The sequence below is a fragment of the Microvirga sp. P4_A5 genome, assembly GCF_056402495.1.
Genome location: NZ_JBFUHH010000027.1, coordinates 19521 through 44509 on the forward strand (window position 1 = coordinate 19521; position 24989 = coordinate 44509).

At 61.1% G+C, this 24989-nt stretch carries 31 protein-coding genes; 21 read left to right on the top strand and 10 right to left on the bottom strand.

The genetic code is table 11. From position 1 onward, the window contains the following. Nucleotides 1–106: 106 nt before the first annotated feature. The 5 genes from AC1DVM_RS09760 to AC1DVM_RS09780 all read left to right on the top strand — a co-directional run bounded on the left by AC1DVM_RS09760 (nucleotide 107) and on the right by AC1DVM_RS09780 (nucleotide 4565). The gene (locus AC1DVM_RS09760) at nucleotides 107–757 is read left to right on the top strand and encodes an alpha/beta hydrolase family protein (RefSeq protein ID WP_477254109.1); all 651 of its coding nucleotides are present in this window, start codon (nucleotides 107–109) and stop codon (nucleotides 755–757) included. Continuing rightward, nucleotides 754–1581: an exodeoxyribonuclease III gene (gene xth / locus AC1DVM_RS09765; RefSeq protein WP_477254065.1), complete on the top strand. Its 828-nt coding sequence runs from the start codon at nucleotides 754–756 to the stop codon at nucleotides 1579–1581. Before AC1DVM_RS09760 ends, xth begins: the two co-directional genes overlap by 4 nt. Nucleotides 1582–2883: 1302 nt before the next feature. Beyond that, complete coding sequence (locus tag AC1DVM_RS09770; RefSeq protein WP_477254067.1) at nucleotides 2884–3297, top strand: hypothetical protein; 414 nt, start codon at nucleotides 2884–2886, stop codon at nucleotides 3295–3297. 370 nt (nucleotides 3298–3667) lie between these two features. Beyond that, entirely contained in the window at nucleotides 3668–3739 is a 72-nt protein-coding gene (locus AC1DVM_RS09775; RefSeq protein ID WP_477254111.1) for a hypothetical protein, read from the top strand. Nucleotides 3740–4034: 295 nt separating this feature from the next. Further along, nucleotides 4035–4565, top strand: coding sequence for a YqhA family protein (locus AC1DVM_RS09780; protein ID WP_477254113.1), 531 nt, complete (start codon nucleotides 4035–4037; stop codon nucleotides 4563–4565). 74 nt (nucleotides 4566–4639) lie between these two features. On the opposite strand, the gene AC1DVM_RS09785 is transcribed toward AC1DVM_RS09780, so the two are convergent. Then, the gene (locus AC1DVM_RS09785; RefSeq protein ID WP_477254069.1) at nucleotides 4640–4990 is read right to left on the bottom strand and encodes a sunset domain-containing protein; all 351 of its coding nucleotides are present in this window, start codon (nucleotides 4988–4990) and stop codon (nucleotides 4640–4642) included. A 315-nt stretch (nucleotides 4991–5305) separates the two neighbouring features. Here AC1DVM_RS09785 and AC1DVM_RS09790 point away from each other — a divergent pair, with 315 nt between their 5' ends. Beyond that, nucleotides 5306–5797, top strand: coding sequence for a thermonuclease family protein (locus tag AC1DVM_RS09790; RefSeq protein ID WP_477254071.1), 492 nt, complete (start codon nucleotides 5306–5308; stop codon nucleotides 5795–5797). Next, entirely contained in the window at nucleotides 5775–6059 is a 285-nt protein-coding gene (locus AC1DVM_RS09795; RefSeq protein WP_477254072.1) for an excalibur calcium-binding domain-containing protein, read from the top strand. Before AC1DVM_RS09790 ends, AC1DVM_RS09795 begins: the two co-directional genes overlap by 23 nt. Before the next feature lie 13 nt (nucleotides 6060–6072). Here AC1DVM_RS09795 and AC1DVM_RS09800 read toward each other — a convergent pair whose 3' ends face one another. Next, nucleotides 6073–6264, bottom strand: a complete 192-nt coding sequence (locus AC1DVM_RS09800) for a hypothetical protein (RefSeq protein ID WP_477254073.1) — start codon at nucleotides 6262–6264, stop codon at nucleotides 6073–6075. A 133-nt stretch (nucleotides 6265–6397) separates the two neighbouring features. Here AC1DVM_RS09800 and AC1DVM_RS09805 point away from each other — a divergent pair, with 133 nt between their 5' ends. Together AC1DVM_RS09805 and AC1DVM_RS09810 are read left to right on the top strand one after the other, a co-directional pair. Continuing rightward, the gene (locus tag AC1DVM_RS09805) at nucleotides 6398–6547 is read left to right on the top strand and encodes a hypothetical protein (protein ID WP_477254074.1); all 150 of its coding nucleotides are present in this window, start codon (nucleotides 6398–6400) and stop codon (nucleotides 6545–6547) included. 684 nt (nucleotides 6548–7231) lie between these two features. After that, nucleotides 7232–7780 (top strand): PilZ domain-containing protein, encoded by a 549-nt coding sequence (locus tag AC1DVM_RS09810; protein ID WP_477254114.1) that lies wholly within the window; start codon nucleotides 7232–7234, stop codon nucleotides 7778–7780. 65 nt (nucleotides 7781–7845) lie between these two features. On the opposite strand, the gene AC1DVM_RS09815 is transcribed toward AC1DVM_RS09810, so the two are convergent. Both AC1DVM_RS09815 and AC1DVM_RS09820 read right to left on the bottom strand, forming a co-directional pair. Further along, nucleotides 7846–8658, bottom strand: coding sequence for a DUF72 domain-containing protein (locus AC1DVM_RS09815; protein WP_477254075.1), 813 nt, complete (start codon nucleotides 8656–8658; stop codon nucleotides 7846–7848). Nucleotides 8659–8670: 12 nt separating this feature from the next. Beyond that, nucleotides 8671–9150, bottom strand: coding sequence for a hypothetical protein (locus AC1DVM_RS09820; RefSeq protein WP_477254076.1), 480 nt, complete (start codon nucleotides 9148–9150; stop codon nucleotides 8671–8673). 353 nt (nucleotides 9151–9503) lie between these two features. Between AC1DVM_RS09820 and AC1DVM_RS09825 the strand changes: the two genes are divergently transcribed. Beyond that, nucleotides 9504–10487: a phasin family protein gene (locus AC1DVM_RS09825; RefSeq protein WP_477254077.1), complete on the top strand. Its 984-nt coding sequence runs from the start codon at nucleotides 9504–9506 to the stop codon at nucleotides 10485–10487. A gap of 253 nt (nucleotides 10488–10740) precedes the next feature. Next, the gene (locus AC1DVM_RS09830) at nucleotides 10741–11211 is read left to right on the top strand and encodes a cupin domain-containing protein (RefSeq protein ID WP_477254079.1); all 471 of its coding nucleotides are present in this window, start codon (nucleotides 10741–10743) and stop codon (nucleotides 11209–11211) included. A 214-nt stretch (nucleotides 11212–11425) separates the two neighbouring features. Here AC1DVM_RS09830 and AC1DVM_RS09835 read toward each other — a convergent pair whose 3' ends face one another. After that, a complete protein-coding gene (locus AC1DVM_RS09835; protein WP_477254081.1) occupies nucleotides 11426–12268 on the bottom strand; it encodes an FkbM family methyltransferase in 843 nt (280 codons plus the stop codon). Nucleotides 12269–12460: 192 nt separating this feature from the next. Between AC1DVM_RS09835 and AC1DVM_RS09840 the strand changes: the two genes are divergently transcribed. Then, nucleotides 12461–12793, top strand: coding sequence for a GYD domain-containing protein (locus tag AC1DVM_RS09840; protein ID WP_477254082.1), 333 nt, complete (start codon nucleotides 12461–12463; stop codon nucleotides 12791–12793). A 1389-nt stretch (nucleotides 12794–14182) separates the two neighbouring features. On the opposite strand, the gene AC1DVM_RS09845 is transcribed toward AC1DVM_RS09840, so the two are convergent. Then, nucleotides 14183–15010 (bottom strand): class I SAM-dependent methyltransferase, encoded by an 828-nt coding sequence (locus AC1DVM_RS09845; RefSeq protein WP_477254084.1) that lies wholly within the window; start codon nucleotides 15008–15010, stop codon nucleotides 14183–14185. 223 nt (nucleotides 15011–15233) lie between these two features. On the opposite strand from AC1DVM_RS09845, the gene AC1DVM_RS09850 reads away from it, so the two are divergent. Beyond that, the gene (locus AC1DVM_RS09850; RefSeq protein ID WP_477254086.1) at nucleotides 15234–15647 is read left to right on the top strand and encodes a hypothetical protein; all 414 of its coding nucleotides are present in this window, start codon (nucleotides 15234–15236) and stop codon (nucleotides 15645–15647) included. A 21-nt stretch (nucleotides 15648–15668) separates the two neighbouring features. Here the strand turns inward: AC1DVM_RS09850 and AC1DVM_RS09855 are convergent, their stop codons facing one another. Further along, entirely contained in the window at nucleotides 15669–15896 is a 228-nt protein-coding gene (locus AC1DVM_RS09855) for a hypothetical protein (RefSeq protein ID WP_477254087.1), read from the bottom strand. 115 nt (nucleotides 15897–16011) lie between these two features. Continuing rightward, nucleotides 16012–16329 (bottom strand): hypothetical protein, encoded by a 318-nt coding sequence (locus AC1DVM_RS09860; protein ID WP_477254088.1) that lies wholly within the window; start codon nucleotides 16327–16329, stop codon nucleotides 16012–16014. A 213-nt stretch (nucleotides 16330–16542) separates the two neighbouring features. Between AC1DVM_RS09860 and AC1DVM_RS09865 the strand changes: the two genes are divergently transcribed. The 3 genes from AC1DVM_RS09865 (at nucleotide 16543) to AC1DVM_RS09875 (ending at nucleotide 20930) form a co-directional block, all read left to right on the top strand. After that, the gene (locus AC1DVM_RS09865) at nucleotides 16543–18348 is read left to right on the top strand and encodes a PAS domain S-box protein (RefSeq protein ID WP_477254089.1); all 1806 of its coding nucleotides are present in this window, start codon (nucleotides 16543–16545) and stop codon (nucleotides 18346–18348) included. Nucleotides 18349–19057: 709 nt separating this feature from the next. After that, the gene (locus AC1DVM_RS09870) at nucleotides 19058–19852 is read left to right on the top strand and encodes a TrmH family RNA methyltransferase (RefSeq protein WP_477254090.1); all 795 of its coding nucleotides are present in this window, start codon (nucleotides 19058–19060) and stop codon (nucleotides 19850–19852) included. Between the two features lie 97 nt (nucleotides 19853–19949). Continuing rightward, complete coding sequence (locus AC1DVM_RS09875; RefSeq protein WP_477254092.1) at nucleotides 19950–20930, top strand: MBL fold metallo-hydrolase; 981 nt, start codon at nucleotides 19950–19952, stop codon at nucleotides 20928–20930. Nucleotides 20931–20976: 46 nt separating this feature from the next. Here AC1DVM_RS09875 and cutA read toward each other — a convergent pair whose 3' ends face one another. Continuing rightward, nucleotides 20977–21297, bottom strand: coding sequence for a divalent-cation tolerance protein CutA (gene cutA / locus AC1DVM_RS09880; protein WP_477254093.1), 321 nt, complete (start codon nucleotides 21295–21297; stop codon nucleotides 20977–20979). 39 nt (nucleotides 21298–21336) lie between these two features. On the opposite strand from cutA, the gene AC1DVM_RS09885 reads away from it, so the two are divergent. The 4 genes from AC1DVM_RS09885 to AC1DVM_RS09900 all read left to right on the top strand — a co-directional run bounded on the left by AC1DVM_RS09885 (nucleotide 21337) and on the right by AC1DVM_RS09900 (nucleotide 23862). Continuing rightward, nucleotides 21337–22110, top strand: a complete 774-nt coding sequence (locus tag AC1DVM_RS09885) for an NAD kinase (RefSeq protein WP_477254095.1) — start codon at nucleotides 21337–21339, stop codon at nucleotides 22108–22110. A gap of 17 nt (nucleotides 22111–22127) precedes the next feature. After that, the gene (locus AC1DVM_RS09890; protein ID WP_477254097.1) at nucleotides 22128–22628 is read left to right on the top strand and encodes a MaoC family dehydratase; all 501 of its coding nucleotides are present in this window, start codon (nucleotides 22128–22130) and stop codon (nucleotides 22626–22628) included. Beyond that, complete coding sequence (locus tag AC1DVM_RS09895) at nucleotides 22628–23500, top strand: HpcH/HpaI aldolase/citrate lyase family protein (protein WP_477254099.1); 873 nt, start codon at nucleotides 22628–22630, stop codon at nucleotides 23498–23500. Before AC1DVM_RS09890 ends, AC1DVM_RS09895 begins: the two co-directional genes overlap by 1 nt. Nucleotides 23501–23688: 188 nt before the next feature. Further along, the gene (locus AC1DVM_RS09900; RefSeq protein ID WP_477254101.1) at nucleotides 23689–23862 is read left to right on the top strand and encodes a hypothetical protein; all 174 of its coding nucleotides are present in this window, start codon (nucleotides 23689–23691) and stop codon (nucleotides 23860–23862) included. A gap of 34 nt (nucleotides 23863–23896) precedes the next feature. On the opposite strand, the gene AC1DVM_RS09905 is transcribed toward AC1DVM_RS09900, so the two are convergent. Further along, complete coding sequence (locus AC1DVM_RS09905) at nucleotides 23897–24067, bottom strand: hypothetical protein (RefSeq protein WP_477254103.1); 171 nt, start codon at nucleotides 24065–24067, stop codon at nucleotides 23897–23899. Between the two features lie 695 nt (nucleotides 24068–24762). Between AC1DVM_RS09905 and AC1DVM_RS09910 the strand changes: the two genes are divergently transcribed. Beyond that, the coding region (locus AC1DVM_RS09910) for a hypothetical protein (RefSeq protein ID WP_477254104.1) at nucleotides 24763–24989 on the top strand (227 nt) is incomplete at its 3' end.

Sequence of the window (24989 nt, forward strand, 5' to 3'; positions counted from 1 at the left end):
GCACATTGCGTTGATCGTATCGCGGCACGCACCACAACCGGGGCGTACGGGAAATGCGCGAGCCGATTGGCCCGGCTCGGCGATTACCAAATGGCAATTTGAAAAAATGACTGAGTTTCTGTTCAACGGTCCCGACGAAGCGAAGCTCACCATACTGCTGGCTCATGGAGCTGGCTCGCCGATGGATTCGGCGTCGCTGAAGGCGGCTACAACTGCCCTCGCCACCGCGGGTCTGCGCGTCGCCCGCTTCGAATTCGGCTACATGGCGTCCCGCCGCAGCTCTTTCGGCAGGAAACCACCTCCACGGGCGGAGACACTCAAATCGGAGTACATCGCTGCAATCGACGCGCTGGACCCGATGGGCGAGCTGGTGATCGGCGGAAAATCAATGGGTGGCCGCGTTGCCAGCATGGTAGCTGACCAGCTCCACGCCTCCAGCAGGATCGCCGGGCTGTTGTGCCTCGGCTATCCGTTCCATCCGCTCGGCAAACCTGATCAGCTGCGTACAGCGCATCTCGTCGAAATGCAGACTCCAACCCTCATTGTGCAGGGGACACGCGATCCCTTCGGCACGCGTGAGGAGGTCGCCACCTACGCGCTCTCCAAGGCAATCGAGATCGCCTGGCTCGAAGACGGTAACCATGAACTCAAGCCTCGCAAGACGGTCTCTGGCTTCACCGCTGCCGACCACCTCGTCACCATGGCAAATCGCGTCGCGACCTGGACCATCGGGCTCATCGGTCAGGGCCGGCGATGAAAATTGCGACCTTCAATGTCAACGGAATCAACGGCCGTCTTCCGGTCCTCCTCCGTTGGCTCGAGGAAAGCAGTCCCGACATTGTCTGCCTGCAGGAATTGAAAGCACCCGACGACCGATTCCCCATTCGAGAAATCGAGAAGGCTGGCTACGCCGCAATCTGGCATGGCCAGAAGAGTTGGAATGGCGTTGCCATTCTATCGCGCGGCAAGGCGCCGTTGGAAACCCGGCGCGGCCTGCCGGGCGATCCGGATGACACCCACAGCCGCTACATCGAGGCGGCGGTCGACGGCATGATCATCGCTTGCCTTTATCTACCGAACGGCAATCCTGCTCCGGGCCCGAAATTCGACTACAAGCTCCGCTGGTTGCAGCGGCTATCCGATCATGCCACATCTCTCTTGGAACTCGAAGTCCCCGTCGTTCTGGCTGGAGACTTCAACGTCATCCCCACCGACCTTGACGTCTACGCTCCCGACCGATGGCAGGACGACGCCTTATTCCGGCCAGAGGTCCGCGCCGCGTATCGGAATCTGGTCGAGCAAGGCTGGACAGACGCGCTTCGACAGCTTTACCCGGATCAACGCATCTACACGTTCTGGAAATATTTTCGAAACGCCTTCGCTCGCGACGCCGGGTTGCGCATTGACCATTTTCTGCTCGCGCCAGCCGTCGCTGACCGTCTCGTTCGGGCCGGGGTCGATCGCCCGGTACGGGGGTGGGATCACGCAAGCGATCATGCTCCCGCGTGGATAGAGTTTGCGGATGTAAATCGTCCCCGCCGTCGGAAGGCTAGCGGTAGGGTGGGATCATCAGCTCGTTGACATCGACAACAACGGCGGGGCCTTGAATCAACCTCTTCCTGACGGCGGAAAACGGAAGTTCCCTTGGAGACATTCGATGAGCTCTCTGGACTGATGTCGCGATCCACGACCGGCTCGTTCGCCCTCTCCGCAGTGCCGGCCGTATCGGAGATCCCGGCTACATCTGGGAGCACTCGCGAGGAATTTCGTCCACAAACTCGGCGTTGTTTTCGTATTGATTGTCCGACAAGCTTCGTCAGAGACAGGGCCGCTGTCACACATGCTGTTTTTTCGAGGGCGCGTGGCGGTCCTTCATCGACCTTGAGTTCGACCATCACCCCGTGGCTTCGGATGAAGTCAGCGATGTTTGTTGCCAACCCGCAGTCGGGAGTCGAGTCCGCCGTCCGGCTCCAATGGCGCTCATTCATCCCCGGTTTATCGGCACCCGCGTAATAATCTCGCTGAAGCGCAGGTTCTATCATGGACAGTTTTGGGTTTGATTTCCTGTTACTCGGTGCGGCCTTTGTTATGATGGCCGCGGTGTGTGCGTTCGAAGGGTGGACGCAGTAACTCGTTAACCGGAGGGGAACACAAGCGGCCTCCGCGGCTTCTAGGTTGTATCTACGGAGCTTTTCATGTCCGATTTATCCCAGCCTGACGGGCCGGCGCCCACGCAACCGGATGTGCCCGCACCTAGCCCCGAGCCGGTAGTGCCGCCTCCTGTGCCGCCCGGGTTACCAAGTAACGATGAGCCGGCAGGTATCCCTCCGGGATCTCCGAGTGAGGTGCCCGGTCAGAGTGAGCCGCTAGATGTGCCTCCACTTATGCCTGATGAAGTTTCGGATATACCGCGCCTCTAAACTGCTGAGCGAGGCGCGTATGCCCTGCTTTCCCGTCCGGTTTGGCCGATCCGGCGGCTTCGACGTTCGATCACTCCCGGGCCCCTCGATCGGTGCTCATTCCGGGAGATACGCCGCGAACTAAGTTTGGCGGCAGCGGACCGGCTCGCAACGCCGCTGGCCTTACCTCTTCTTACCGCATGCCCATGAGACTGGCGGCAATCTCGACCTATCCAGTCGGACGTGATCAACCGCATCGCCTTCGACGAAAGGCGAGTACCATCCCAATGCAAGGCCTGGTTCGTGGACCTTGGTGGTCACGATCCACCGGACGATCCTCCCGGCCTCCACCTCCTGGAGGTCATCCGGGGTGGCCGCAGCTGACGGTCGACGGCATGTGATTCGGAACCCGAGTTTCGCGGCTGAGTTCTTTTTGTTACGAAGATTCAAAAGCAGATCGCGAACCTGCAGCTCGGAGGGCGTAATGACCGCCATGTATTTTGTTCAGGCCGTGGGCCCGAAGGGTGAGCATTTCATCTACGAAACCACGCTCGACGGGGCAAACCGCTCGGCGCTCGTGGGCGACCTCGCAAGCGGTCAATACGATGTTGGCTCTATAGAGCGAGTGATCGAGATAGACATTTCGATGGGATACAGCCGGGATGCTTCCGCCAGCATCGCATTTGACGTGGCTGACTATTCACGGTGCCACGAGCGAGAATTGCATGATCCGGTGAAGTCTTTTGTCGAGGCCCAAGGATTTAAGACACACTCAGAACCGGACCCGAAATACCTTGGCCCACGCCTTTGGCGCACGCGTATTCACGCAGCTGCTTTGCATTCGAGACCAAGAGCCCCGGGATCGCACTCAACCCCAAAAAAGGACGTCACGAGGTGATGACTGTGCCGTCAGGCGGCAGCGTGTGGAGACGTAGATCCAGTACTCCTCCGGATGGCTTTCGGCGTGGCAGTTGTGGTCGAATGGGATGCAGCCACCCGAACCCGCGCTGAAAAGATTAGCAAGATTTGCGTTTGGGAGCGTTAGACGGTCGAAATTGGACTAAGCCCGTCCTGCTTTCCACTCTCAAGACAATCTGCAAGGCTCCGTCAGGCAACGGGCGATGCGATCCCAGGGCCTCGTCTGCCGGCGCCCGCGCCCACACGTCGCGTTCTTCCTCTGTCGCGAGGAGAACCGGCATGGCCTTCGGGTGAATCGCTCCGACCTCTTGGTTGGGATCCGTGGAAGGAAGCCGTAGAGGTTCGTCGAGGTGGAATACCGCGGCCGGACTACGGAAGGCATCCTTCGACACCCATCATTCAAGCGCGTTCGCGAGGACTAGGGTAGGTGTGTAATGTTCGCGTGCTTGGCCGAAAAGAACGAGTCCAAAATTCTGCTTGGCAATAGCGACAGAATTGCGCTCGATTGTCCTCGAACGACCCTGCTGCCGTGGGAGGACCTCCGAATCAATCCGATCCCAAGCATGAGCCTCGGTTCGCCGACCTAGAGGCTTGACGGGCCGGATGGGCACCATTTTGAAGGTGATCGCAATTTCCGGCAGAGCGTCCTTCTGCTAGACTCATCCTGTCGGGCCAAGACTGACGAGACGATGGCCCAGTCGGAGCCATGTGACCAGAATGCTCCATTTCGTCCTGTCCCTACGTTGGGTCACGCTTCTTGCGGCACTTGGGGCTGCCGTTGGGTCCATCCTGATGTTCATTGAGGGCGGCGCGAAGCTGGCCCGTGCCTTGGGCCTGGCTTTTCTGTTGACCGAAACGGAAGGCCTATCGGTCGTCGCTTCGGTGATGCAAGCTACCGATGCGTTTCTGTTCGGGCTCGTGCTGATCGTCTTTGCCTATGCCATCACGTTCGGCTTTGCCATCGACCTTCCCGAGACGGCCCGGGCCAAGCTGCCCCAGTGGATGCGGGTGGACGGGATCAGCGAACTGAAGATCACCCTGATCGAGGTCACCCTGGTTTACTTGGTCGTGGACTTCGCCACCGACATGGTGGAGGTCGAGACACACGTCACCTGGGACATGCTGATGAAACCGGTCGCCATCCTCCTCATCGCGGGAGCCTTGCGACTCGTCGAGATTGGCCGCTCCGAAAGCGCGACCAATGTCAAAGAGGAGCCTGGGAAGCCAACTCACCTAAGGCCGCTATAGGAGCAATGGGTGAGCCCCGTCCCGCTTCCAGAGGGTTCCGCACCCACCCGCCGCGTCGCGAAGCAAGGAGCATGTTACCGCCTCGCCCTTCGCCAACCGGCATTGCTAGCAGCTGCCTCCGAACAGAACCAACGCTCCCCGGCGAACCAATTGATCCTTGTCGTCAGATAGTCCTCTTGCCCTGGCACGTGATAGATCCGTGCACCCGTATTGCGGCTAATATTTCCCTTCACCGAGCAGCCGGCGAGCGGAAAGCCAAATTCGAATGCACATAGACCTATTAGCAGGGAGGTGCCGAGAAGCGTGGAGAGCCAACGGCGACGGCCACGCCTCACTCTAGCAACACGTTTTTTCGGACGACTGGGTTGACGTTGGGCGAATTGACGCCTTCCGAACTGGTGTACTTCGCCCATGACGCCCCGCATCTCGCCATAGGAAAAATTAGCATAAGGRTACTGCGTCGAAGAGCAAGCTCGTTTTGGAGTTGACGTTGCTCCCGGCGTAATCCCCCACGGTCGTACTTCGACGCTATCGAACCTTAACCGGATGCACGATAGAGGCTGCTTATGGCTGCAGAGATACGCCTATTGCGGCGCTCTGATGTGCAATTTCCAGTGAGTCACCAAAGGCCAGCAGGCAACTCGCGATCTCTTTCGGATCACGCGACGCCGATGGTGAGAACGAGCCTAGTCCGGACAGCTTGACCTTGTGGAAAGACAAAAATCAGGCGATCAAGTTCTATGCGCTATCTCGTATGTTTCGTCTTCGCCCTCCTGCTCCCGTCGATCGCGATCGCACAATCCTTCAGGGGGCGCGCACAGGTCATCGACGGTGACACGATCGCGCTGGAGGGACTGGAAGCCCGCATTAGACTCTACGGGATCGATGCTCCTGAAGGTCGGCAAACCTGCCAGACCGAGGCGAGCCAGAAATACTTATTCGGTCCTAAATCCGCCCAAGCACTCCAGGAGCTGATAACCCGAAATGGTCACGCGGTTTGCGAGCAGACCGATCGGGATCGGTATGGGCGCGTGGTTGCGGTTTGTATGGTCAACGGCCGTGATTTGAGCGCCGGACTGGTTCGTCAGGGTTGGGCGGTCGAATATGGGCGCTACTCGGATGGCCGCTATATGGCAAACCAGACGGCCGCGCGAACCGGCAAGCGAGGTCTTTGGGCCGGGCGGTTCGTAATGCCGTGGGATTGGCGCCGTGGCACACGAGATCCCGCATGAAACGCAGTGTTCCCTTCTTGCAGTAGTCATTCTCGCCCTCGGCCTCCTGTCAGCAAGCGCGCAAGTGCAATGGGTTCCCGGCCGCCTCGTGGTCGCTCAGGCCGGCCGAACCTGCAAGGCCGCAAGCACTTGTCGAGAGGCGGTCGAAATGTGGTGCGGCGGCTATAAGCGGGCTGATGCGGACAGCGATGGGATCCCGTGCGAGAACGTCTGCCGCTCGCTGAATCAGGTGGAAGCCATCAAGGAAGAGATCGGCTGTTGATCGGAAGCCYGACCTACGCATTGCCTCGGGGCTTTGCGTGCTCGAGTTCCGACGCCTCGAGCGACGGCAGCAGATCCCGAAGGTGCTCAATCGCTTCGGCTGCCTCAATGAACAGCGCCTGAGCTTCGGCAGGGTCGATACCCTCTTCCTGTTCCGCAGCGGCCTTGAGGCGATCGACAATGTCAGTTCCAGCGGTGAAGGTCATGTCGAATTTTTCCCTTGCGAGCGTCAGGCGGTGTTGATGCAGGTGTGGCATCGAGCGGAGGAAACATTAACCCAGCCATACAATCCAATTCGACTCATGCGAGGAGCGGGGTCAGTGAAACGAGTCCCGAACGGTGCCCGAAACGCCCGCGACCGGCTATAGCCCTTTTTACGGCGCGCTCGACGACGTGGATCAGTGCGACCACAGCGACGGCGAGTACATCCTGGTACTCATCCGCGAGAACTCACCCGCTGAACACGGCTGGCATTGGATGTCGGTCTAGAATCCTCGAAGCCTTCAGCCTGCGCGAACTGGATACGAATCCGGATACGAACCGTGTGCCTGCGAGGCCGGCCTGCGCATAGCAATTTGAGGAACCGAGGAAACGACACCACCCGCCTGCAGAACTCTCCTGATCAGCTATGCCGCACAATTACGAAACTCGTCACAAGGCTGCATCAGTCGGGAAACGAAGTCATTGTTCGCACGGCGTTTTGAATCGTCTGCTACCTCTTCCGATTCCTTGTAAAAGGCACAAAAAACGCTTCTAATTTTGCAACGCCAGACAAATCCTCGCATGATTCGCAACGACGAGTCAGAGCGCAAAAGGTAGTGCTGGCGAAGGCGTTTCTTGTGGCCGGGGGGCTTCATTGGATCCAGTTGAGAACGTTGCGCGTGCCTTCTACGAGGCGCAGGACGACGCACATTCGTGGGAATCGGAACGACTGTTCATCAAACATATTTTCTTCCTCTACGCACGTGAAGCGATAGCTTTTCTAAACCAGGATTCACATGTTCCATCTGCGCGGGAGACAGCCTTGGGGGCGCCGCAACGGTCGTTCCCGCCAAAGAAGTGTTTCCACTAAGTAGCTAAGGCTCATTCCTGAACGGCTACCGATTGTTTACCTTGGCTGTGCAAAGGTTCTAACCGAACCACAGCAATCGAGAGACAACATCGATGGATGAGATGGATGAGCGTCGTTCGAGTCCGCGCCGGCGCACCCTTCTGGCGGGACGGATCTTGTTCAATAATCGTTCTTCGGTTCGCGATTGCACCGTACGAGATCTGTCTGACACAGGGGCCCAAATCTATTTCGCCGATGCCTCCGCACCTCCGCCTGAGTTCGAGTTGGAGATTCCAAACAGAGGTCTGCGAATGAGGTCGCGTGTGGCGTGGAGTCAAGGAGCCAATCACGGCGCCCAATTCGTTGAAGTGGCAAAAGAGAAGGCATATCCCACATCTTCATGGGTCGAGCACACCAACCTCCCGGGACGGATCTTGTTCAATAATCGCTCTTCGGTCCTCAATTGCACCGTGCGAGATCTGTCTGGCACAGGAGCCCGAATCTACTTCGCCGATGTCTCTGCCTTACCGCCTGAGTTCGAGTTGGAAATTCCGAGCAGGGGTTTGAGGGTCAGGTCGCGTGTAGCTTGGAGCCAAGGAGCCAATCACGGCGCCCAGTTCCTCGAGGAAATCAAAGTGTCGGCCGATCCCAGACGCACGATGGCCGCGTAAGCCAAGTGCAAAAGCCGCGCTCACCTCGATCGCCGGACACCGGATCGCTATCGGGCAGGCTCGTCTCAGACATCAAGGATGGTCCGGAGCGCTACTGCGTTGGCGGTAGCTGCGCCGGAGGCCGTGTTGTCGAATATACACCACTGCGAGGAGGTTACGCTGTCTTGCGCGCGCAGAGATCTCGCTAGATCTCGTAGGCAGGGCTCGTCGTAAGAGGAATGATACAGGCGCGGAGCACCGTGCAGCCGGTGGTAGCGCAATCCCAACCAGCCTCCCGGCCGATCCCCGCCTCCCGCCAACACTGGGTGAGCCGCCACGCGGGCAACGCGGTGGCTCGCTAGACAAGCCTCCGCCTCTCCCGTGAACCAGGTCGCGTTTCTCGGTTCGCACGCGATTACCACATCCATGCGCTGTGCGAGCGCAGCGAAGAAAGCGTTCGCGACCTTCACGTCGAACGAGAAGCTCGGAGGCAGCTGGACCAGCACGACCTCCAACTTCGCGCCTAGCCCCGCTGTTTCAGCGGCGAACGTGTCTAGCAGATCGTTCACCTCGACCAACCGGTGGGTATGCGAGATCGTCTTGGGAAGCTTAACCGCAAAGCGGAAGTCGCTGGGCACCGCCTCCGCCCACCGCCGGTAGGTGCTGAATCGGTGTGGCCGGTGGAACGACGAATTTATCYCAACGGCCGACATCACGCGTGCGTAACGCACCAGGTGCGAGCCCTCGGCTGGAAAACCTCCAGCCGATGCGGACGGAATGGACCAACCGGCGGTCCCCACCATGACGCGTCGCCCGATCGAGCTGTCCGGCTCTAGGGTGATGACTTCTTCCTCAATTTGATGAACGCGGCAGCGGGGCCGGACGACCTTGTCGGTCAAGTTTTTTCAGTTTTAGCCGTGTCGAGGCCGACGCTGTTTCTTGGCCGCAATGATTTCATAGGCAATTAAACCGACGCCGCATCCGATTAGCGCTGCGATTACGGCCACCCCCACCGGATGCTGCCGAATTGTATCGCCCGCTGCGGTTCTCCCCCGCTGAATCCTGCCCTCTAACCACATGGCGTATTCATCGCGTTTGGAGAGCAGATCGTCGGCGGTGGCCCGGGCTCCTTGCGACAGAGCGCCTGCGGCCTCTCGGGCTTGCTTCACAACACCCGGTATAACACCCTCCTCTTCCGGCGCCGTTTTACCCTCGCCAGCTAAATCGCCGGGAGCATACTTGCTCACCTTCACGGATACCGGATCACTACCGGGGAAGGATTCTTTGATCCCGTGGTCGAGTCGCGCGTCCTCGCGCTCTTCGGAGTTTTCAGCAGCATCGCTCTTCATATCGGGCTTGTTCTCCTGATCGCTGGCTTTCAGTGTGGTCATCGACGGCCTCCCATTCGTGGAAGGAAACGCCCGCTGCTCGGTGCTCGTTCCRGGCGACAGGGCTCGCGCGAATTGAAGACGAGGTACCTGGCCTCCGCGGATTGGGGCGCCCATCTCCATACCGCCGCTTCGATGAATCAGAGGCTGACAGAAGCTCTGACTCTGGGTTGATGGCCAAGGGCTTTCAATCGGAAGGCAACAGAGAAGGTCAGCCTGGGCCCCCTCCTACCCTGTCGCGCGACGGGCAGCGAGAAGGGAACGTAACGGGCGTCAGCGGTTTCCCCATAGGGTCGCAGCATATTAGCTGCCCTGTCTCGCCCCGCTGGGGCAAAGTTTATATTTTGTGAGGGAATATGACCAGCACTCGAAAATTCAGCCAATCGCCGCCGGATAAGGCGAACGAGCTCATTGAGCAGCTCCTCGCCACATCCAGCAACGCCGTCAAAGCTCGTGAGCGGCTGCTCACAGACCTCAAGGAGGAGTTGGAGCTCCTGGCCAGCCTCCAGGAACAGCACCTCTTTCCGGTCTTAACGAAGCACGGGATGCCGGACCTGGTGCGAGATGCCAGAAGCGACAATCAAGAAACGGGCGCACTCATCTCGGAGCTGGAGCGCATGCCCAAGAACAATGGCGAGTTCCTCGGAAAGGTCGCAGAGCTCCGTAAAGTCTTCCAGCAGCACATCCGCGACGACAAGAAACAACTGCTTCCGGCGGTCCTCAAAGTGTTGAGCGACGAGGAGGCCGAAGCCGTTGTCGAAAAGGTCGAAGATGAAATGGCGAGCATCCAGGAGTCCAAGCGGGCCGAGACTGGCCGTGCTCAGGACCAGGTTGAACTCGTACGGCAGGTCGCCGGGGATGTGACAGAAACCGTGCGCGCCGGAGCGGAAGGAGTGCGAACAGTGGCTTCAACCGCGCAAGAGGCGGTGCAGACTGGTCTCAGTACGGTATCGGAGATGGCTCGTCTTTCCACCGAACAGGCGATGAACCTGTTCAGAAATCCGCAGGGCCTCGGAGATCAAACCTCGCAACAGCTCCAAGCCGTCGCTCAATCCGGCACGGTTGTGGCCCGCAGCGTCCAGAAAACGTCCTTCGAATGGTTCGCATTGGGCCAGATGCGGCTGCAGAAGAACATCGAGGGCTTCAGCAGACTGGCACAATGCCGATCGGTTCCAGAACTCATGGAAGTTCAGACGTCTCTCTTCCGCGACAACTTGCTGCAGACGTTCGACAACAGCAGACGTATCGTCGAGCTAACGGGTGAACTGGCGGAGGAGGCAACCCGAACCATGCGTGCCCAGACGAAAACACCGGCACAACCCGTCCACCGCGCGGCTTGAAAGCTCTGAGTTACGCGTGCTGAATGCGCCCGGCTTACGAGCCGGGCGTGGCTATTGTTTTCCTTGACAGCCTATCCCCTCAGGCAGACCCTTCCCATGCTGGCTTGAACGCGTTTGCCACTCCTGTTGCGTTGGCGTGGCCCGGAAAGCCTGGGATCGACGAGAAACCCATCCCGTGGCAACTAGAGACCTCCGGGCGCTTCTCACGGATGCATTGACCCCGTCTTTTCGGGCCAGCGTTAAGGAGGCAGCCATGCGTACCGGTATTATTGCCCTCGCAACGAGTTTTTTCTTAGCTGCTCCCGGCATTTTGCTAGCGCAAGACCACAAGGTAGGGCGGGCTATGCGGGGAGACGATCTGCAATGGATGCCCGCACCTAACGTCCTGCCGAAAGGGGCACAGATGTCCGTCCTGTCGGGTGACCCGAACAAGGCGGGACCCTTCACTATCAGGCTGAAGGCGTCAGCGGGCTACAAGATCCCAGCGCATCAGCACCCGACTGCCGAGCGCGTGACGGTCATCTCCGGCGATTTTCACTTCGGGATGGGGGACAAGCTCGACGAAGCCAAGGCGGCTAAATTGGGGAGTGGCGGATTTGTCGATCTGCCCGCGGCCATGAACCACTTCGCATTCATGGGTACAGAAACGGTGGTGCAGATCGATTCAGAGGGGCCGTTCGCGATTACTTACGTCAATCCCGCGGACGACCCGAGCAAAAACTAGTGAGTTGAGGCTGCGCTGTTGCACGCGCTTCGCATAGCCTGCGCCATCGTTCCAGTGCGCGTCGCGGAGCAGATGCGCTCTCTGAGCTTACCGTCCGAACATTGCGCCGCCAACGTCACGATCTTCGACGGGAAGACCGCAACGCTATCTGTTCCGTCCGGCGTCCCGGTACGAGGTAAGGCGATCAAGCACATTTCTGCGAGCCGGGCTCGGCTCATGCGGAAACGAGCAGGCTTTCATAATAATGTCTCTGCGCATCAGCCGGGACCAGGCCCCTTGTATGGAGCTCGATGATGCATCTGGCGGCGAGATCGGGAGACGCGTAGCAATAGTGAGCGACGACAGCCAATTTTTTCAGGGCAAGATCATCGATTTCGCCATGCAGAAAATCCCGCATATAGACGATGTCCGCTTCGAGGAGTTGATTGAAGGGCATGCGGGTATCATCCGCCAGCCGCGTCGGCGCGATCGACCATTTTTTCAATTCTGAAAAACAATGCGGGATAAAACCGCGCTGCCGCACATAACAATCAATATCGCCAAAGGCAGGTTGGTGTTTGTATAGAGTGATAAACGACACCTCAATCTGCATCATGGAGCATGATGACAGCTTGGTCTCACCATTCTTAAGGATCATCAACTCTGACCCCTGCACGTCCATCTTGAGGTAATCTATCTCGTCGACGTCGCTACAATCATCGAGCCTGATGGTTTCGATTTCCACTTTCCTTTCGACCGCACCCCACGCCCCGAAGTTGTTGAAAAAATTCAGGTTGATCGGGTCCGGTTCGAACAAGGAGTGCATACCAAGCCCCGCTGGACAGATATGCATCGTGTGGGGTCGTCCATCCCCCACAGCATATGGCAGCACCTTGGCTTGCGACCCAAGATGCCTCTGCAGCTTCTCCCTCTCTTCCGCGTCCGGTTCAAAAGCCAAAAGCGTTGCCAAGCCACGATCGAGCAACTTCTGATACGGCTGCGCCTGACCGAAAAAGGCAGCCCCGATATCGACGATCCTGATCGACATCTTCGGAAGGTTGACAATATCTTCAATCATTCATCGCTCCCAACCTTCCCGCGAAAGAAACTGTAAGTACTTTGACATCCGCTGCAACCTGGACTGACGGGCTATTAAGGGTCCCGTCGACGAGAGATGGCCCTCCAGCTGTTGACGAGCGGGTTGAGGAGGACCACCCTCGAACCCGTTAGGGACGCTCGAGAGCCCCGGTCAAAACCAGGAGGAAATCGGATGCCGATCTACATCACCCGCGGCCGCTATTCGGCAGAATCCATCAAGAACCTCGTCGCCAACCCTGAGGATCGCATGCCGGCCATTCGAAATCTCGTCGAGGCCGCCGGTGCAAAGCTCTTGAACTTCTATGTCACTCTTGGCCGGTATGACTTCCTGGTTATCACGGAGGCGCCCAGCGCCAAGCAGGCTACAGCGGCCATTCTGGCGGCGGCCGCCGCCGGCAGCATCACTGACAATGAGACGACGGAAGCGTTCACAACCTCAGAGGCCAAGGAGGTTTTTGCGGGCGCCGGCAAGGCAGCGGCAAAATACAGACTACCAGGCAAGTAGCGTCATCATCTTCCGGCAGCAGGCCGCATATCGTGTCGAAAACACGGGTTGCCGATTGAGGCGAAAAGGCCGGGTGTGTGTCAAACATCCGGCCTCCAACCTGAGGGAGATCGAAAAGCCGGAGGAATGTCTCCTATACCTACTGGCGGCGCTCCGGCCGGCCACCGCGCCCATCACCGCWCGTTATGCCACTGAGAACGCCCGGAGCGCCCTGGCGTCGGCATCTGCTGTCGCGCTGGTCGGTACCGGGGCGGCACGAAATGCGGCCGCTGGCGATGGTATCCCGGGACGTAGATCGGCAAGGCGACCGTCGGCTCTACAGCCGGCGCCGCTTGGTTGATGACGACGTTAGGCGGCGGAGGCGACGCTACGACAACAGGCGCGGGCGGGGGCGGGAATGGCCTCCATACCCGCACGCCGTTGATTGTGTTCGTCCGAAAGCCGCCATTGATTTCGGTTCGCGGCGGTGTGCTGCCGGTTGGCTCTTCCGATAAAGCGGGCGCTCCCAGGAGGCACAAGATGCCGATGATCGAGAGCCGCATGGAAATTCCAGTCGAGTCGGGGAAAACCTTGCCGATTATACCCTAGAAGCTGCCTCCAATAGCGATCGAGCAATGGAGGTTCCACATCGAATCAGTTCTTTTTGCGCGCCACGATGTTGGTTACGGCTCTCGAAGTATGTCTCGGGGCTGGTGGGAGTTCCCTGCGCAGCGGTAGTAGCCGCTGACGCTTCGGATTCCCCGCCGCCTTGACGCGTCGAAACCCAAGGGAGTTTCCCAGCTAAATCTGATATCATCCGCGTCGGGGCGGGTGCCTGCCCTGCCGGCCCCTGAGTAGGTGCGCAGATGGTTGATCCTGACGATAAGAACCGACCCATTACGTTCACGGATCCATCGCGGGATTCTGGTAACAGCTTGCTCCCGATGTTAATTGGCGGCCTTGTCATGGTGGTGGTCGGTGGTCTCATAGTTGTGGCGTTCGTCTTCTTCTAACTCTCGAGAGCGTATTGGCAACGTCGTTCAAGCTTTTGCGGAGCGCGGCCGTTCCTGGATGCCACCTGAAGTGCAAAAATCAGACCGTCCATCCTGATCCAGAAGACTGGCTCTCCGTCTAATATGAGGTGTGGCTGGTCGAACAGCGTGGGTTGTCGCGGATCGGCAGCCTTTCCGACGACGGGTTTACTCGCTTCTCAGCTAGGCCGTATGGCGCGCTTGATCGGGCAGCGGGGCGGTTTGAGCGTAAGCCGCCAGTCGGTTTACGCTTTCCTATCTGCCGCTTCCCAGTGAACTGCAGGTGACCGACCTGACGGTTGCCTATGACACGCAGCTTCGCCCGGTGATATTTGGACAGGACCGCCGGTGATCGGACGAGGTCGCCGCTCGACCCATCTCAAGCGGCCACCGCGATGATCTCGACGGGCGCGATGGAGCCGCGGGACAGGCTGCTCATCACGTTCATCAGACGTTCCTTGCTGGCGGGGCCCATGAGAACGTGCATCCCCAGCGGCGGCGCACCGTAGCGCTCGGTGTTCTCGCGCATCTCCCGGCCGAGCCTCAGGGCCAGCTCACTGCGGTCCCGTTCTTTCTCGATCCGGAATCCGGCACGGGTGAGCAGCTCGCGGTAGGTGCCGATGGGTTCGACGAAGCTCGTGTCTGCCGTGGCGGCCCACGGCATCGGATAGGGCAGCTCGCTGTCGTCGTTGCGCATGATGTCGTAGACGCCGAAGCGACCGGCGGGCTTCAGCACCCGCCGCGCCTCGGCAAACAGGGTGGCCTTGTCGGCGATGTTCATGCCCACGTGGATGAGCGTCGCCACGTCGAAGCTTTGATCCGCAAAAGGCAGCGCAAGGCCGCTGCCCTGCTGGAAGTCGATCAGATCATCGAGCCCGCAGCGGCGCGTGAGGGATTTGGCGACCTTGACGAAGTCGTCGGTCAGATCCACCCCCGTCACCGGCGAGCGAAAGGTTTCGGCGAAATAACGCGCCGGTCCGCCGATGCCGGCACCGATATCGAGAACCCGGGTATTCGGCGAGAGGCCGAGGTCTTTCGCGAGCTCGATGGTGGCGGCGCGCCAACCGAGGTGAAATTCGTCGGCCGCCGAGAGATCGGAGGGGGTAAGCTTGTCGACGTCCTTGCCGCTCTCCGTCAACGCCTTGAGGATTATCTGCTCGAGCGAACCGTGGCTGTAATGCGCGGCAACCTTCTGCTCGACGTCCATGACAGAACCCCTCCCGTTTCGCCGGGCATGCGTCACCGCTCGGACAATCCGCCGGCGGAAACACAGAATAGCTCATCGGGCGGAGGCCGGTTCGGCAATTCCGATCTACGACCTCGCGGGGGAGATTCCGGCGCGGTGCGCGCCTGCCCGCCGGCCTCCCCGGTCCGGGAGCACCGCAAAGTCACCACACTCCGCGTTTAGCCCGGCCGCAAAGGAGACTTTCATGACGGAATTGATGACCGACCTTGCGCCTAGGGCCGCCATGGCTTTCGTGGCCCTTTGCGTGGTCTGGCTCGCGTGGCGCGCGATCCGCAGCCTGTTCGGTTCGCGTGTCCGTGATCCCCACGAGCTGCCGCGAGCCGCGCCCGACATGTCCCGGCGCGAGCCGGTGCTCGTCGCAGCGACGGCACCGCCCTCCCCCTCGGCCGTTCCGGATGCGGCGGATGTCCTTGCGCTCAAGGCCAGCATCGACGGTCTTGCCCGGCAGATAGCCCTTCTGGAAAAACGCCTGTCGCCCGCCAACACGAACGTGCCCGCCGCCTTCCCGCCTCGTCCCGCGCGGGAAGAAGCGGGCGCGCCCGATGCGCGACCGGCCATCTCCGACGAGCCGGTCATCGTGCCCGAGCGTCGGATCTGATTCGTCGAAGCCTTACAGGCCTCAATCGTCGATGGAGATGGAGAAGAGTTCGTAGCCGGCCCCGTTGGTCACGCGGACCATGGCGACCGCCGGGCCGGCGGCATGGGGACGTCTTGCGAGGGCAAAGGTCCGCTGGGCCATGGCCTTGGCGGCATCGAAGGAATCCACCCGCACCATGCGGCGGCGGATGAGCCCGCCTCCTTCGGATTCGGGGGCGACGGTTTCGATGCGGTAGATTTCCTGGGACACGTCTCTGCTCCGTGGAGCAGGCTTTTAGGCGATCGCCGAACCGCCGCCAATATGTTTGTGGCAGGCAACAAAACGCCGCGCCCCTGATCGGGCGCGGCGCGGCTGCTCGGTTGGCTCAGCGGTAGTAACCCCGCCGTCCGTAATAAGGATAGGGCCGGTAATAGACCGGTGGCGGATAATAGACCCGCGGGGCGTAGTAGCGGCGAGCATAATAGGGGCGTCCGTAATAGCGCCGACCGTAGTAGCGCGGCGGCACGTAATAGCGGGGACGAACATACCGTCGCCTCGGGCCATAATAATATTGCGCGTAAGCGATGGATGGGCCGGCTGCGAGCTCGACGGTCGTCCGGAGAGGCGAGGCCGAAGCCGTCGGTGCCTGCAGCGCCACAGCACCGATGAGCAACGAAGTCGCCAAGAGCAGTCGTTTGAACATGCTGATTTCTCCTTCTGCGACAAAGGCTGCCTTACGTTGCGTGAATAATAACTGAATACTCAAATAGACCGCCGCGGCACCCAGCTATTGCGACTTTCGATTGTGGATGCTGCACCGGAGCGGCGGATTTGTTGACAGACAAGCTTTAGGAGGGAACTCCTTGGCAATCGCGGCGTTTCCGGTTTCAGGCGTAGTCCATTTTCAGGAAACTTTATGATCGGCAGCAAGCAGGTTCTCGAAGCGTTGCCGGTGCCGGTGTACATGACGAACGGCGATGGAGACCTGACCTACTACAATCAGGCGGCGGCGGATTTCTGGGGACATCGACCGGAACTGAACAGCAGCCGCTGGTGCGGCTCATGGCGGCTTTTCTGGCCGGATGGGCGGCCTATGCGCCACGACGAATGTCCGATGGCGATCGCGCTCACCGAAGGCCGCGAGATGCGGGGGGTCGAGGCCGTGGCGGAGCGACCCGACGGCAGCCGGGTGCCGTTCATGCCCTACCCGACCCTATTGCGGGATGATGACGGCCGGATCGTCGGCGCGATCAATATGCTGGTCGATATCGCGGAGCGGAAAAACGGTCACGTGGAATCGGCCCAGTTGGCTGCCATCGTGGCAGGATCCGACGATGCCATCGTCAGCAAGACCCTCGACGGCATCATCACCTCTTGGAACGCCGGCGCATCGCGAATCCTGGGCTACAGCGCCGATGAGATGGTCGGACAGCCGATTCTCCGCATCATTCCGCCCGAATTGCTGGACGAAGAGCGATCGATTCTCGCACGCTTGAGGAAGGGCGAGCGCATCGACCATTTCGACACGGTGCGGCTGACGAAGGACGGTCGCCGGGTGAATGTTTCCCTCACCGTGTCGCCCTTGCGCGATGCCCGGGGAACGATCGTCGGCGCGTCGAAGATCGCGCGCGACATCACGGATCGAAAGCAGTCGGAATCGCTGCAGACCCTGCTCTTCGAGGAGCTCAATCACCGGGTCAAGAACACGCTCGCCACCATCCAGGCAATCGCCAGTCAATCCTTGCGCCGCGCAGCAAGCCCTCGGGATTTTGTGACGAGTTTCAACGGTCGCGTGCAAGCGCTGGCGCGTGCTCACGATCTCCTCGTGCAGAGCAAAATGAAAGGCGCGCCGATCTCGGAAATTCTTCGCGAGCAGGTGCTGCTGGAAAACTCGACCGACCTGCGGATTTCCTGCGTGGGTCCTTTCGTAATGCTCGATGCACGCTCCGCCGTGCAGCTCGCGCTGGTGGTGCACGAACTCGCGACGAATGCGCGAAAGTATGGCGCCTTGTCGGTTCCCGAAGGTCGCCTGACGATAAGCTGGACATTGAAAGCCGATATTCCCCGAGAGCTATCTCTCGATTGGATTGAAACGAATGTGCCGGACGTCAGCGTGCCGACCTCGCACGGGTTCGGCTCGACGCTGATTCAACGAACGCTCGAAGCCAATGGGGGAGACGTATCGACCCGCTACGAGGCCGATGGTGTGAAGTGCGCGATCCGGTTGCCGCTGCCGGAGACTGAGAATTATCTGCCCGAGAGCTTGGCGAGCGCCTCATCGGGAATGCGCAATCCGCTTCCATGCTCCCCTTCCGACGGTGTCCGATTGCAGGGAAAGCGGATTCTCGTCGTCGAGGATGAGCCATTGGTCGGCCTTGAGGTCTCGGCGGATCTCGCCGCCGCCGGCTGCGACGTGATCGGTCCTGCGTCCAATCTGACGAGCGCGAGGCGGCTTATCGCCGAAGCCGAATTCGACGCGGCGCTTCTCGACGCCAACCTCGCGGGCGACCCTGTCGACGAGATCGCCGCCAAGCTGGCGCGACGCGGGATCCCGTTCGCCTTCGCCACCGGATATGGTCGCCAAGCGCTCCCGGCGGATTTCAAGGATGCGCCCGTCCTGACGAAACCGTTCAACCGCGAGCAACTCCTCGGCATCGTCGAAGGGCTGATCGGCGAGCCCGAGACCGCGACGGTCGTTCGGCTGAAACGCCGACGGGTTTGAGCCTGCGGAACAGGCAGGGGAGGCCTTGAGCGGATTGCCCCATGATCGGTCGCGATCAGTATTCGTCGCAGTGTTGCTTGGCTGGGATCACGACGTCACGTATTGCCAAAAAAACCCCGCCGAGAATGGCGGGGTAGAGGTGCTTCTCTCGCTCGGACACCCGTCCGACACAAGCAGTCAGGCACAGGGACCAATATTTGTCAATTCTCGTCGGAAACGACATAAATATTCATTACCATACGATCCATATATTCATCAGTATTCGAGTATTTAGGTTATTTTTCTTAAAACAATTTCCCTGTGTGTGTTGCGCTAAAGCCATATCTTTCCCCGCCCCAACTCTCGTATTCTTCCCCGCATGAGATCCTGCGGACAGAGATGCTACCCATCGGATGGTATCTCGTGAGGATGTAAAGGCGCCTTAATGGGCACGGCAGCCATCCCCTTCGCGCGCGATGGCAGTGACCCTTCCCGACAACCGGGACAGCGACACGCAACGATCGTCGCTCGCGCCATACCGGACTGCTCGTTCGGCACCTCGTAGACCAGTCTCTCCCCGAGACGGACAGGCCCAGGGAAACCTGGGCCTTTTTTTGCGCTGCCGGCAGGCGGAGGCAGCCTTAGAGAAATGGGCCTGGATTTACGGCGGTGGCGCTTGCCGTCACGACCTTCCTCCGTCATAGGCGTCGCCATCGGTACCGAGGTTTCCATGACGATAGCGATCAGCCATCCCGACGATTCCCGGATCGAAGCCTACCGCGCCATCCGCGAACGCGATCTCGTCGGGCGCGAGAACCGCTTCATCGTCGAGGGTGAGGTCGTGCTGCGCGTGCTGGCGCGGCAGCGGCGCTTTCCGATCGAATCCGTTCTCCTGTCGGAAAACCGCACCGATCCGCTGCGGGACATTACCGACAGGCTCCCGCCGCATGTCCCGGTCTATTCGGCCAACCGCGCCGTGATGGACGCGATCGTCGGATTTCCCATCCATCGGGGCGTGCTCGCGGTCGCCCGCCGGCCGGCCGGCCTCACCGTCGCGGAATGTCTGGATGCCCTTCCGGCCCGCGCGCTGGTACTGGGGCTCGTCGGTCTTGCCAACCACGACAATGTCGGCGGCATCTTTCGCAACGCGGCGGCGTTCGGGGCGGACGCGGTGCTCCTCGACGAGACCTGCTGCGACCCGCTCTATCGCAAGGCGATCCGCGTCTCGGTCGGCGGCGTCCTGGTGGTGCCTTTCGCGAGATGTCCTTCGGCGGACGCGATGGTGACGGAACTCGAAGCTGCCGGTTTCGACGTGATGGCGCTGTCGCCCTCGGGAAGGGAAATGCTCGATGCCGTAAAGCCCGCGCCGCGGACCGCGCTGCTTCTCGGCGCCGAAGGCCCGGGCCTTCCGGAAGACACCCTCGCCCGCGTGCGCACCCTCTCGATCCCCATGAGGGGCGGCTTCGACAGTCTCAACGTGGCAACCACAAGCGGTATCGCCCTTCACCAGCTCTCCCGCGCCTAAAAACCGCTCGCCCTCGCCGTTTCGTGAAAGGCCAAGCTCTTGCCTCCCGCTGACGTCCCACTAGCGTTCTCACCACCACAACCGGGAGAACGACCTTATGACGTTTACGCGCCGCGCCATTCTCGCCAGCTCCGCCCTCGCCGCCACTCCCCTCATCAGCCCCGCAATCGCCCAATCACCGTCGACCCCCGCCCCGGGAGCGGCGACGGGCGCGCAGGCGCCGGGCTTCTACCGCTACAAGATCGGCGACATCGAAGTGACGGCCATCAATGACGGCTTCGCGAAGCGTCCGCTCGAAGGCTTCGTCAAGAATGCCGAACTGGCGCAGGTGCAGGAGGCCGCGAAGGCAGCCTTTCTGCCGGGCGACGCCCTGCCCATCACCTTCAACACGCTGGTGCTGAAACAGAACGGCCGGGTGACGCTCATCGATACCGGCAACGGCGATTCCGGTGCGCCGACCTCCGGCACGTGGATGAAGAATTTCAAGGCCGCGGGCTTCGACCCGGCGCAGGTCGACACCGTGGTGTTCAGCCATTTCCACGGCGACCACATCAACGGATTCCGCCTGAAGGACGGCACCACTGTGTTCCCCAAGGCGGAGGCCATGGTGCCTGCCGCCGAATGGGATTTCTGGATGGACGACGCCCGGATGGCGCAGGCGCCGGATGGCATGAAGGGGGCCTTCCAGGGCGCCCGCCGCGTCTTCGCGCCGATCGCCAAGGAGGTGAAGCGCTACGATTCCGKCAAGGAGATCCTGCCCGGCCTCACCGCGGTGGCGGCGCCCGGCCATACGCCGGGCCATACCGCCTACATGCTCTCCTCCGGCAACGGCAAGCTGATGATCATGTCGGACCTGACGAACCATCCCGCGCTGTTCGTGCGCAATCCGGATTGGTCGGCGGTGTTCGACATGGATGCGGACCAGGCCCGCGCGACCCGTCGCCGGATGCTCGACATGGCGGCGAGCKAGCGGGCGCAGGTGGCCTTCTACCACGCCCCCTTCCCCGCCACCGGCTTCATCGCCCGGGACGGAAACGGCTTCGCGTTCGTGCCCGTCCAGTGGAGCGCGGCCGTCTGACGAGCACACATTCCCTCCCCGCAAGGGGGAGGAGGGCTCCGGCGCCTCACCCGCCCGTCTCGGTGAGTAGCCACGCCAGGGTCGCGGGGTCGGCGTCGTCCGGCCGGATGAAAAGGATGATCGGCGTCTCGTAGGGATGCCGGTCGCGCAGCGCCGCGCCGACCTGCGCCTCGAGGCCGGTGCGGGTCTTGAGGATCGCCACGGCCTCATCCCCGCGCTCGACCGCCCCCTTCCACGCATAGACCGAGCGCATCCCCGGCAGCACGTTGGCGCAGGCGATGAGGCGGTCGCGCACCAGGCTCTCGCCCACGGCAAGCGCGATGTCCGCATCCGGAAAGGTCGTATAGACGAGCAGGGACTTGTTCATGCTATGCCTTTTCGTGCACCGAGTGAGGTTATTGACAGCATGGCCCGCCGTTTCAACCATGTGGCGTTCGTCGCGAGTCCGGCGCCCGAGGCGCAGAATGCGCTTCAGGTCCTTCTGGCGCGCTATCCGTCCGTCGACCCGGCCGAGGCGGATGTCATCGTGGCCCTGGGCGGCGACGGCCTGATGCTGCGCTCCCTCCACCGTTTCATGGGCACCGCCAAACCGATCTACGGCATGAACAAGGGCACGGTCGGCTTTCTCATGAACGAGTACCGCGAGGACGATCTGTTCGAGCGGCTCGAGAACTCCCTGCGCAGCGTGGTCCACCCCCTCTTGATGGTGGCGCGGGACGTACACGGACAATCGCATACGGCCCGCGCCATCAACGAGGTATCGATGCTGCGCCAGACCTATCAGGCCGCGAAGCTGCGCGTCAGCATCGACTCGCAGGTGCGCATGCGGGAGCTGAGCGCGGACGGCATCCTGGTCGCGACGCCGGCGGGCTCGACCGCCTACAATCTTTCGGTCAACGGCCCTATTCTTCCGCTCAACGCGCCCCTGCTGGCGCTGACGCCGATCTCGGCCTTTCGGCCCCGGCACTGGCGCGGCGCGCTGCTGCCGGATTACGCGCGGATCGAGATCGAGGTGCTGGAGCCGGAGGAGCGGCAGGTCAGCGCGGTCGCGGACCACACGGAGTTTCGCGACGTGGCGAACGTCAAAGTGGCGATGGACCGCAGCGTGGATCTGGTGCTGCTGCACGATCCCGGCCACGGCCTCGACGAACGCATTTTGCGCGAACAATTCGGCCACTGAATTCGGGGAGGATAGCGATGAACGACGACGCAAGACGGCACCCCCGCGGCGGTTTGTATTTCGAGGATTTCGCCGTCGGCGCGACCATCGCGCACCGGCTGACGCGCACCGTCACGCAGATGGACAACATGCTGTTTTCCAACATGACGCTCAACCCTCAGCCGCTGCATATCGATGCGCATTTCTGCGCCACCGAGACCGAATGGGGAAAGCCCCTCATGAACTCGCTCTTCACCCTCGGCCTGATGATCGGCATCTCGGTCAATGACACGACGGTCGGCACCACCATCGCCAATCTGGGCATGACCGACGTGACGTTTCCCAACCCGCTCTTCGAGGGCGACACGGTGAACGTCACCACCGAGATCGCGTCGAAACGCGAGTCGAAATCGCGGCCCGATGCGGGCATCGTCGACTTCATCCACCGCGCCTACAAGCAGGATGGCACATTGGTGGCGCAATGCCGGCGGCAGGCCTTCATGCGCAGGCGCCCCGCCTCTCATGAAGGGGTTGCGTGATGCGCTCGCTCCTTTTCGTTCCCGGCGACAGCCGGCGCAAGCTCGACAAGGCGCTGGAATCCGGCGCCGACGCGCTGCTCATCGACCTCGAGGATTCGGTGGCGCTGACCGCCAAGGAGGCCGCCCGGCAAGTGAGCGCGGATTTCCTCCGTGAGACTAAGGACACGCCGCATCGCCCGCGCCTCTATGTGCGCCTCAATGGACTGACGACCGGTCTCATCGAGGCCGATCTCGACGCCGTCATGAAGGCCGGCCCCGACGGCGTGGTGCTGCCGAAGACGGTGGGCGGCGTGGACGTTTCGCATCTCGGCGCGAAGCTCGCCGTGCGCGAGGCCGAATACGGCCTGCCCGACGGCGACACCCGCATCCTCGCCATCGCCACCGAGAACGCCGCCGGCGTATTCGCCCTCGGCACGTTCACGGGCGCGAGCCACCGCCTGATGGGCATCGCCTGGGGCGGCGAGGACCTCTCCGCCGATCTCGGCGCCGAGGCGAACCGCCGCGACGACGGCACCTACACCGACCCCTACCGCATCGCCCGCGCCTTCACGCTGCTGGGCGCAGCCTCAGCCTCGGTCGACGCCATCGATTCCGTCTACACCAACTTCCGCGATCACGAAGGTCTTCGCGCCGAATGCCGCGATGCCCGCCGCGACGGATTCGTCGCCAAGATGGCGATCCACCCCGGCCAGATCCCCATCATCAACGAGAGCTTCACCCCTTCGCCCGAGGCGATCGCGCGGGCGCAGGCGGTGGTGGATGCATTTGCGGCGAACCCCGGCGCGGGGGTGGTGGGGGTGGAAGGCGAGATGCTGGACCGGCCGCATTTGGTGCGGGCGGAGCGGGTGTTGCGGCGGGTGGGGCAAGACTGACATGCTCGCAACAGATCCGTTCACAGCGAAGATTATTCTTCGACTTGGCTGAATGTAACCGGTGATCTTTCTATTCGGGGATTGAAGCGCCTTCTCCGTCCAAGTCTATCTGGGCCTCGTCTTTCTCGACGCCTTGCTCGACTAGTCGCTGGGGCGCGGCGACGGCCTAGGAGCCGTCCTTTGACAGTATGATGCTCAACTCCAAGGGCAGCACCAGCACCGGCGACACCAACCAGGGCGGCAACATTGGCGAGGTGGCCAACGTCGAAAGCCAAAGCCTCGCAGCTCAACCACACCGTCCATACGACCGCAGGCAAGAAATTGCCGCAGCCGGCCGCCTAGGTCAGGAAGGAAGAGGATAAGCTCTATAAGAGGCCCGACAGCACGGCCGAACCCCTATGAGAAGAGGTATTTCCAGATACGCTCGGCGACTAGCATGAACGTTACCAAGGCAGCTATTCGAAACATTTTCGCCTCGCCTTCGAGGTCCACGACCTTGACCTGCAATTCCGCGATCATGTCCTGAACATCCTCCGGCAGGTAGCCATAGTCCTCTAATCGCACCATAGGTTGCCCCCTCTAAAGTCCTTCCAGCCCCGGTTTTGGTACGGGCGGCGGCTCTCTGCTAAGCTTCGGTCTGAAACCGGAAGGCTGAGGCGGTCATGCTGGGCTTGTCATTCGAGGACGTAAAGACCATCGGGTCGTTCGGCGGGCTCGTTTCCGCTGCCATCCTTCTCTGGGACCGGTTTTCGAAGAGCCGTCCCGAGGTTCAATTCCATAGGACCTGCCTGATGGGGCGCGGACAACCCTTCATCTCTCTTTCAGTTACAAACAGAGCAAAGGGCCAGATCTTGATAGATGTACAGGTGGCGGGCGGCGGTGAAGGTCTCCAAGGCAGCCACGATCGACGGCTTCACGTCGGTTCCAGGCTTTACTCGCGTTCTCGAACCTGAGACCTCGGAGAACTTTCCGATCACCCTGAGAGGTCCGGCTTGGAATCTGATCTGGGTGTTCTGGCGCAATTCTGCACGCCCCGGCAGGTGGCAGGTGCCCTTCATCCGGCTCGCCCGGCCTTCCGTTCTACGTCGCTTGAGGGATGCCGGTTGACGCGCGGCCTCTCATAGGTCTGAGGGGGCTCTGAGAGCCCTTTTGAAGTGATGCAAGATCAAGTGATAAACTCTGCAAACTCAGCCCGCCCGCTTCATCGGACCCCCCTACCCCCCACTCCCCTCCCCATGCTATTCCCACCGTAGAGCCGCCCCATGCGGCTCCGGGGCGTAGAAACCTCGCACGAAGCGGCCTGCATCGGCCGCAAATCGATGCCTCCTCACCTTACGGTCGGGGAGGTGCTGCCGTATGTCCAGGGCGCAAGCCTAAAGGGCAGCGCGGTCGTCTTCGTGCGACTTTCTAACTCCCCGACCACCAGCGGCGCTGGTGGTCGTTCTCGTTTCGGGGGGGTGCGCGTGGAGCCGTCTTACAGCGTGTGGGC

Coding starts and splice junctions, on each gene's coding strand:
- AC1DVM_RS09810 (WP_477254114.1), top strand. CDS start 7,232: ATGGATGAGCGTCGTTCGAGTCCGCGCCGGCGCACCCTTCTGGCGGGA.
- AC1DVM_RS09800 (WP_477254073.1), bottom strand. CDS start 6,264: ATGACCTTCACCGCTGGAACTGACATTGTCGATCGCCTCAAGGCCGCT.
- AC1DVM_RS09905 (WP_477254103.1), bottom strand. CDS start 24,067: ATGGTGCGATTAGAGGACTATGGCTACCTGCCGGAGGATGTTCAGGAC.
- AC1DVM_RS09860 (WP_477254088.1), bottom strand. CDS start 16,329: ATGTTCAAACGACTGCTCTTGGCGACTTCGTTGCTCATCGGTGCTGTG.
- AC1DVM_RS09885 (WP_477254095.1), top strand. CDS start 21,337: ATGGCCCGCCGTTTCAACCATGTGGCGTTCGTCGCGAGTCCGGCGCCC.
- AC1DVM_RS09870 (WP_477254090.1), top strand. CDS start 19,058: ATGACGATAGCGATCAGCCATCCCGACGATTCCCGGATCGAAGCCTAC.
- AC1DVM_RS09845 (WP_477254084.1), bottom strand. CDS start 15,010: ATGGACGTCGAGCAGAAGGTTGCCGCGCATTACAGCCACGGTTCGCTC.
- cutA (WP_477254093.1), bottom strand. CDS start 21,297: ATGAACAAGTCCCTGCTCGTCTATACGACCTTTCCGGATGCGGACATC.
- AC1DVM_RS09830 (WP_477254079.1), top strand. CDS start 10,741: ATGCGTACCGGTATTATTGCCCTCGCAACGAGTTTTTTCTTAGCTGCT.
- AC1DVM_RS09825 (WP_477254077.1), top strand. CDS start 9,504: ATGACCAGCACTCGAAAATTCAGCCAATCGCCGCCGGATAAGGCGAAC.
- xth (WP_477254065.1), top strand. CDS start 754: ATGAAAATTGCGACCTTCAATGTCAACGGAATCAACGGCCGTCTTCCG.
- AC1DVM_RS09780 (WP_477254113.1), top strand. CDS start 4,035: ATGCTCCATTTCGTCCTGTCCCTACGTTGGGTCACGCTTCTTGCGGCA.
- AC1DVM_RS09900 (WP_477254101.1), top strand. CDS start 23,689: ATGATGCTCAACTCCAAGGGCAGCACCAGCACCGGCGACACCAACCAG.
- AC1DVM_RS09785 (WP_477254069.1), bottom strand. CDS start 4,990: ATGCGGGGCGTCATGGGCGAAGTACACCAGTTCGGAAGGCGTCAATTC.
- AC1DVM_RS09895 (WP_477254099.1), top strand. CDS start 22,628: ATGCGCTCGCTCCTTTTCGTTCCCGGCGACAGCCGGCGCAAGCTCGAC.
- AC1DVM_RS09865 (WP_477254089.1), top strand. CDS start 16,543: ATGATCGGCAGCAAGCAGGTTCTCGAAGCGTTGCCGGTGCCGGTGTAC.
- AC1DVM_RS09835 (WP_477254081.1), bottom strand. CDS start 12,268: ATGATTGAAGATATTGTCAACCTTCCGAAGATGTCGATCAGGATCGTC.
- AC1DVM_RS09770 (WP_477254067.1), top strand. CDS start 2,884: ATGACCGCCATGTATTTTGTTCAGGCCGTGGGCCCGAAGGGTGAGCAT.
- AC1DVM_RS09790 (WP_477254071.1), top strand. CDS start 5,306: ATGCGCTATCTCGTATGTTTCGTCTTCGCCCTCCTGCTCCCGTCGATC.
- AC1DVM_RS09850 (WP_477254086.1), top strand. CDS start 15,234: ATGACGGAATTGATGACCGACCTTGCGCCTAGGGCCGCCATGGCTTTC.
- AC1DVM_RS09840 (WP_477254082.1), top strand. CDS start 12,461: ATGCCGATCTACATCACCCGCGGCCGCTATTCGGCAGAATCCATCAAG.
- AC1DVM_RS09820 (WP_477254076.1), bottom strand. CDS start 9,150: ATGACCACACTGAAAGCCAGCGATCAGGAGAACAAGCCCGATATGAAG.
- AC1DVM_RS09760 (WP_477254109.1), top strand. CDS start 107: ATGACTGAGTTTCTGTTCAACGGTCCCGACGAAGCGAAGCTCACCATA.
- AC1DVM_RS09890 (WP_477254097.1), top strand. CDS start 22,128: ATGAACGACGACGCAAGACGGCACCCCCGCGGCGGTTTGTATTTCGAG.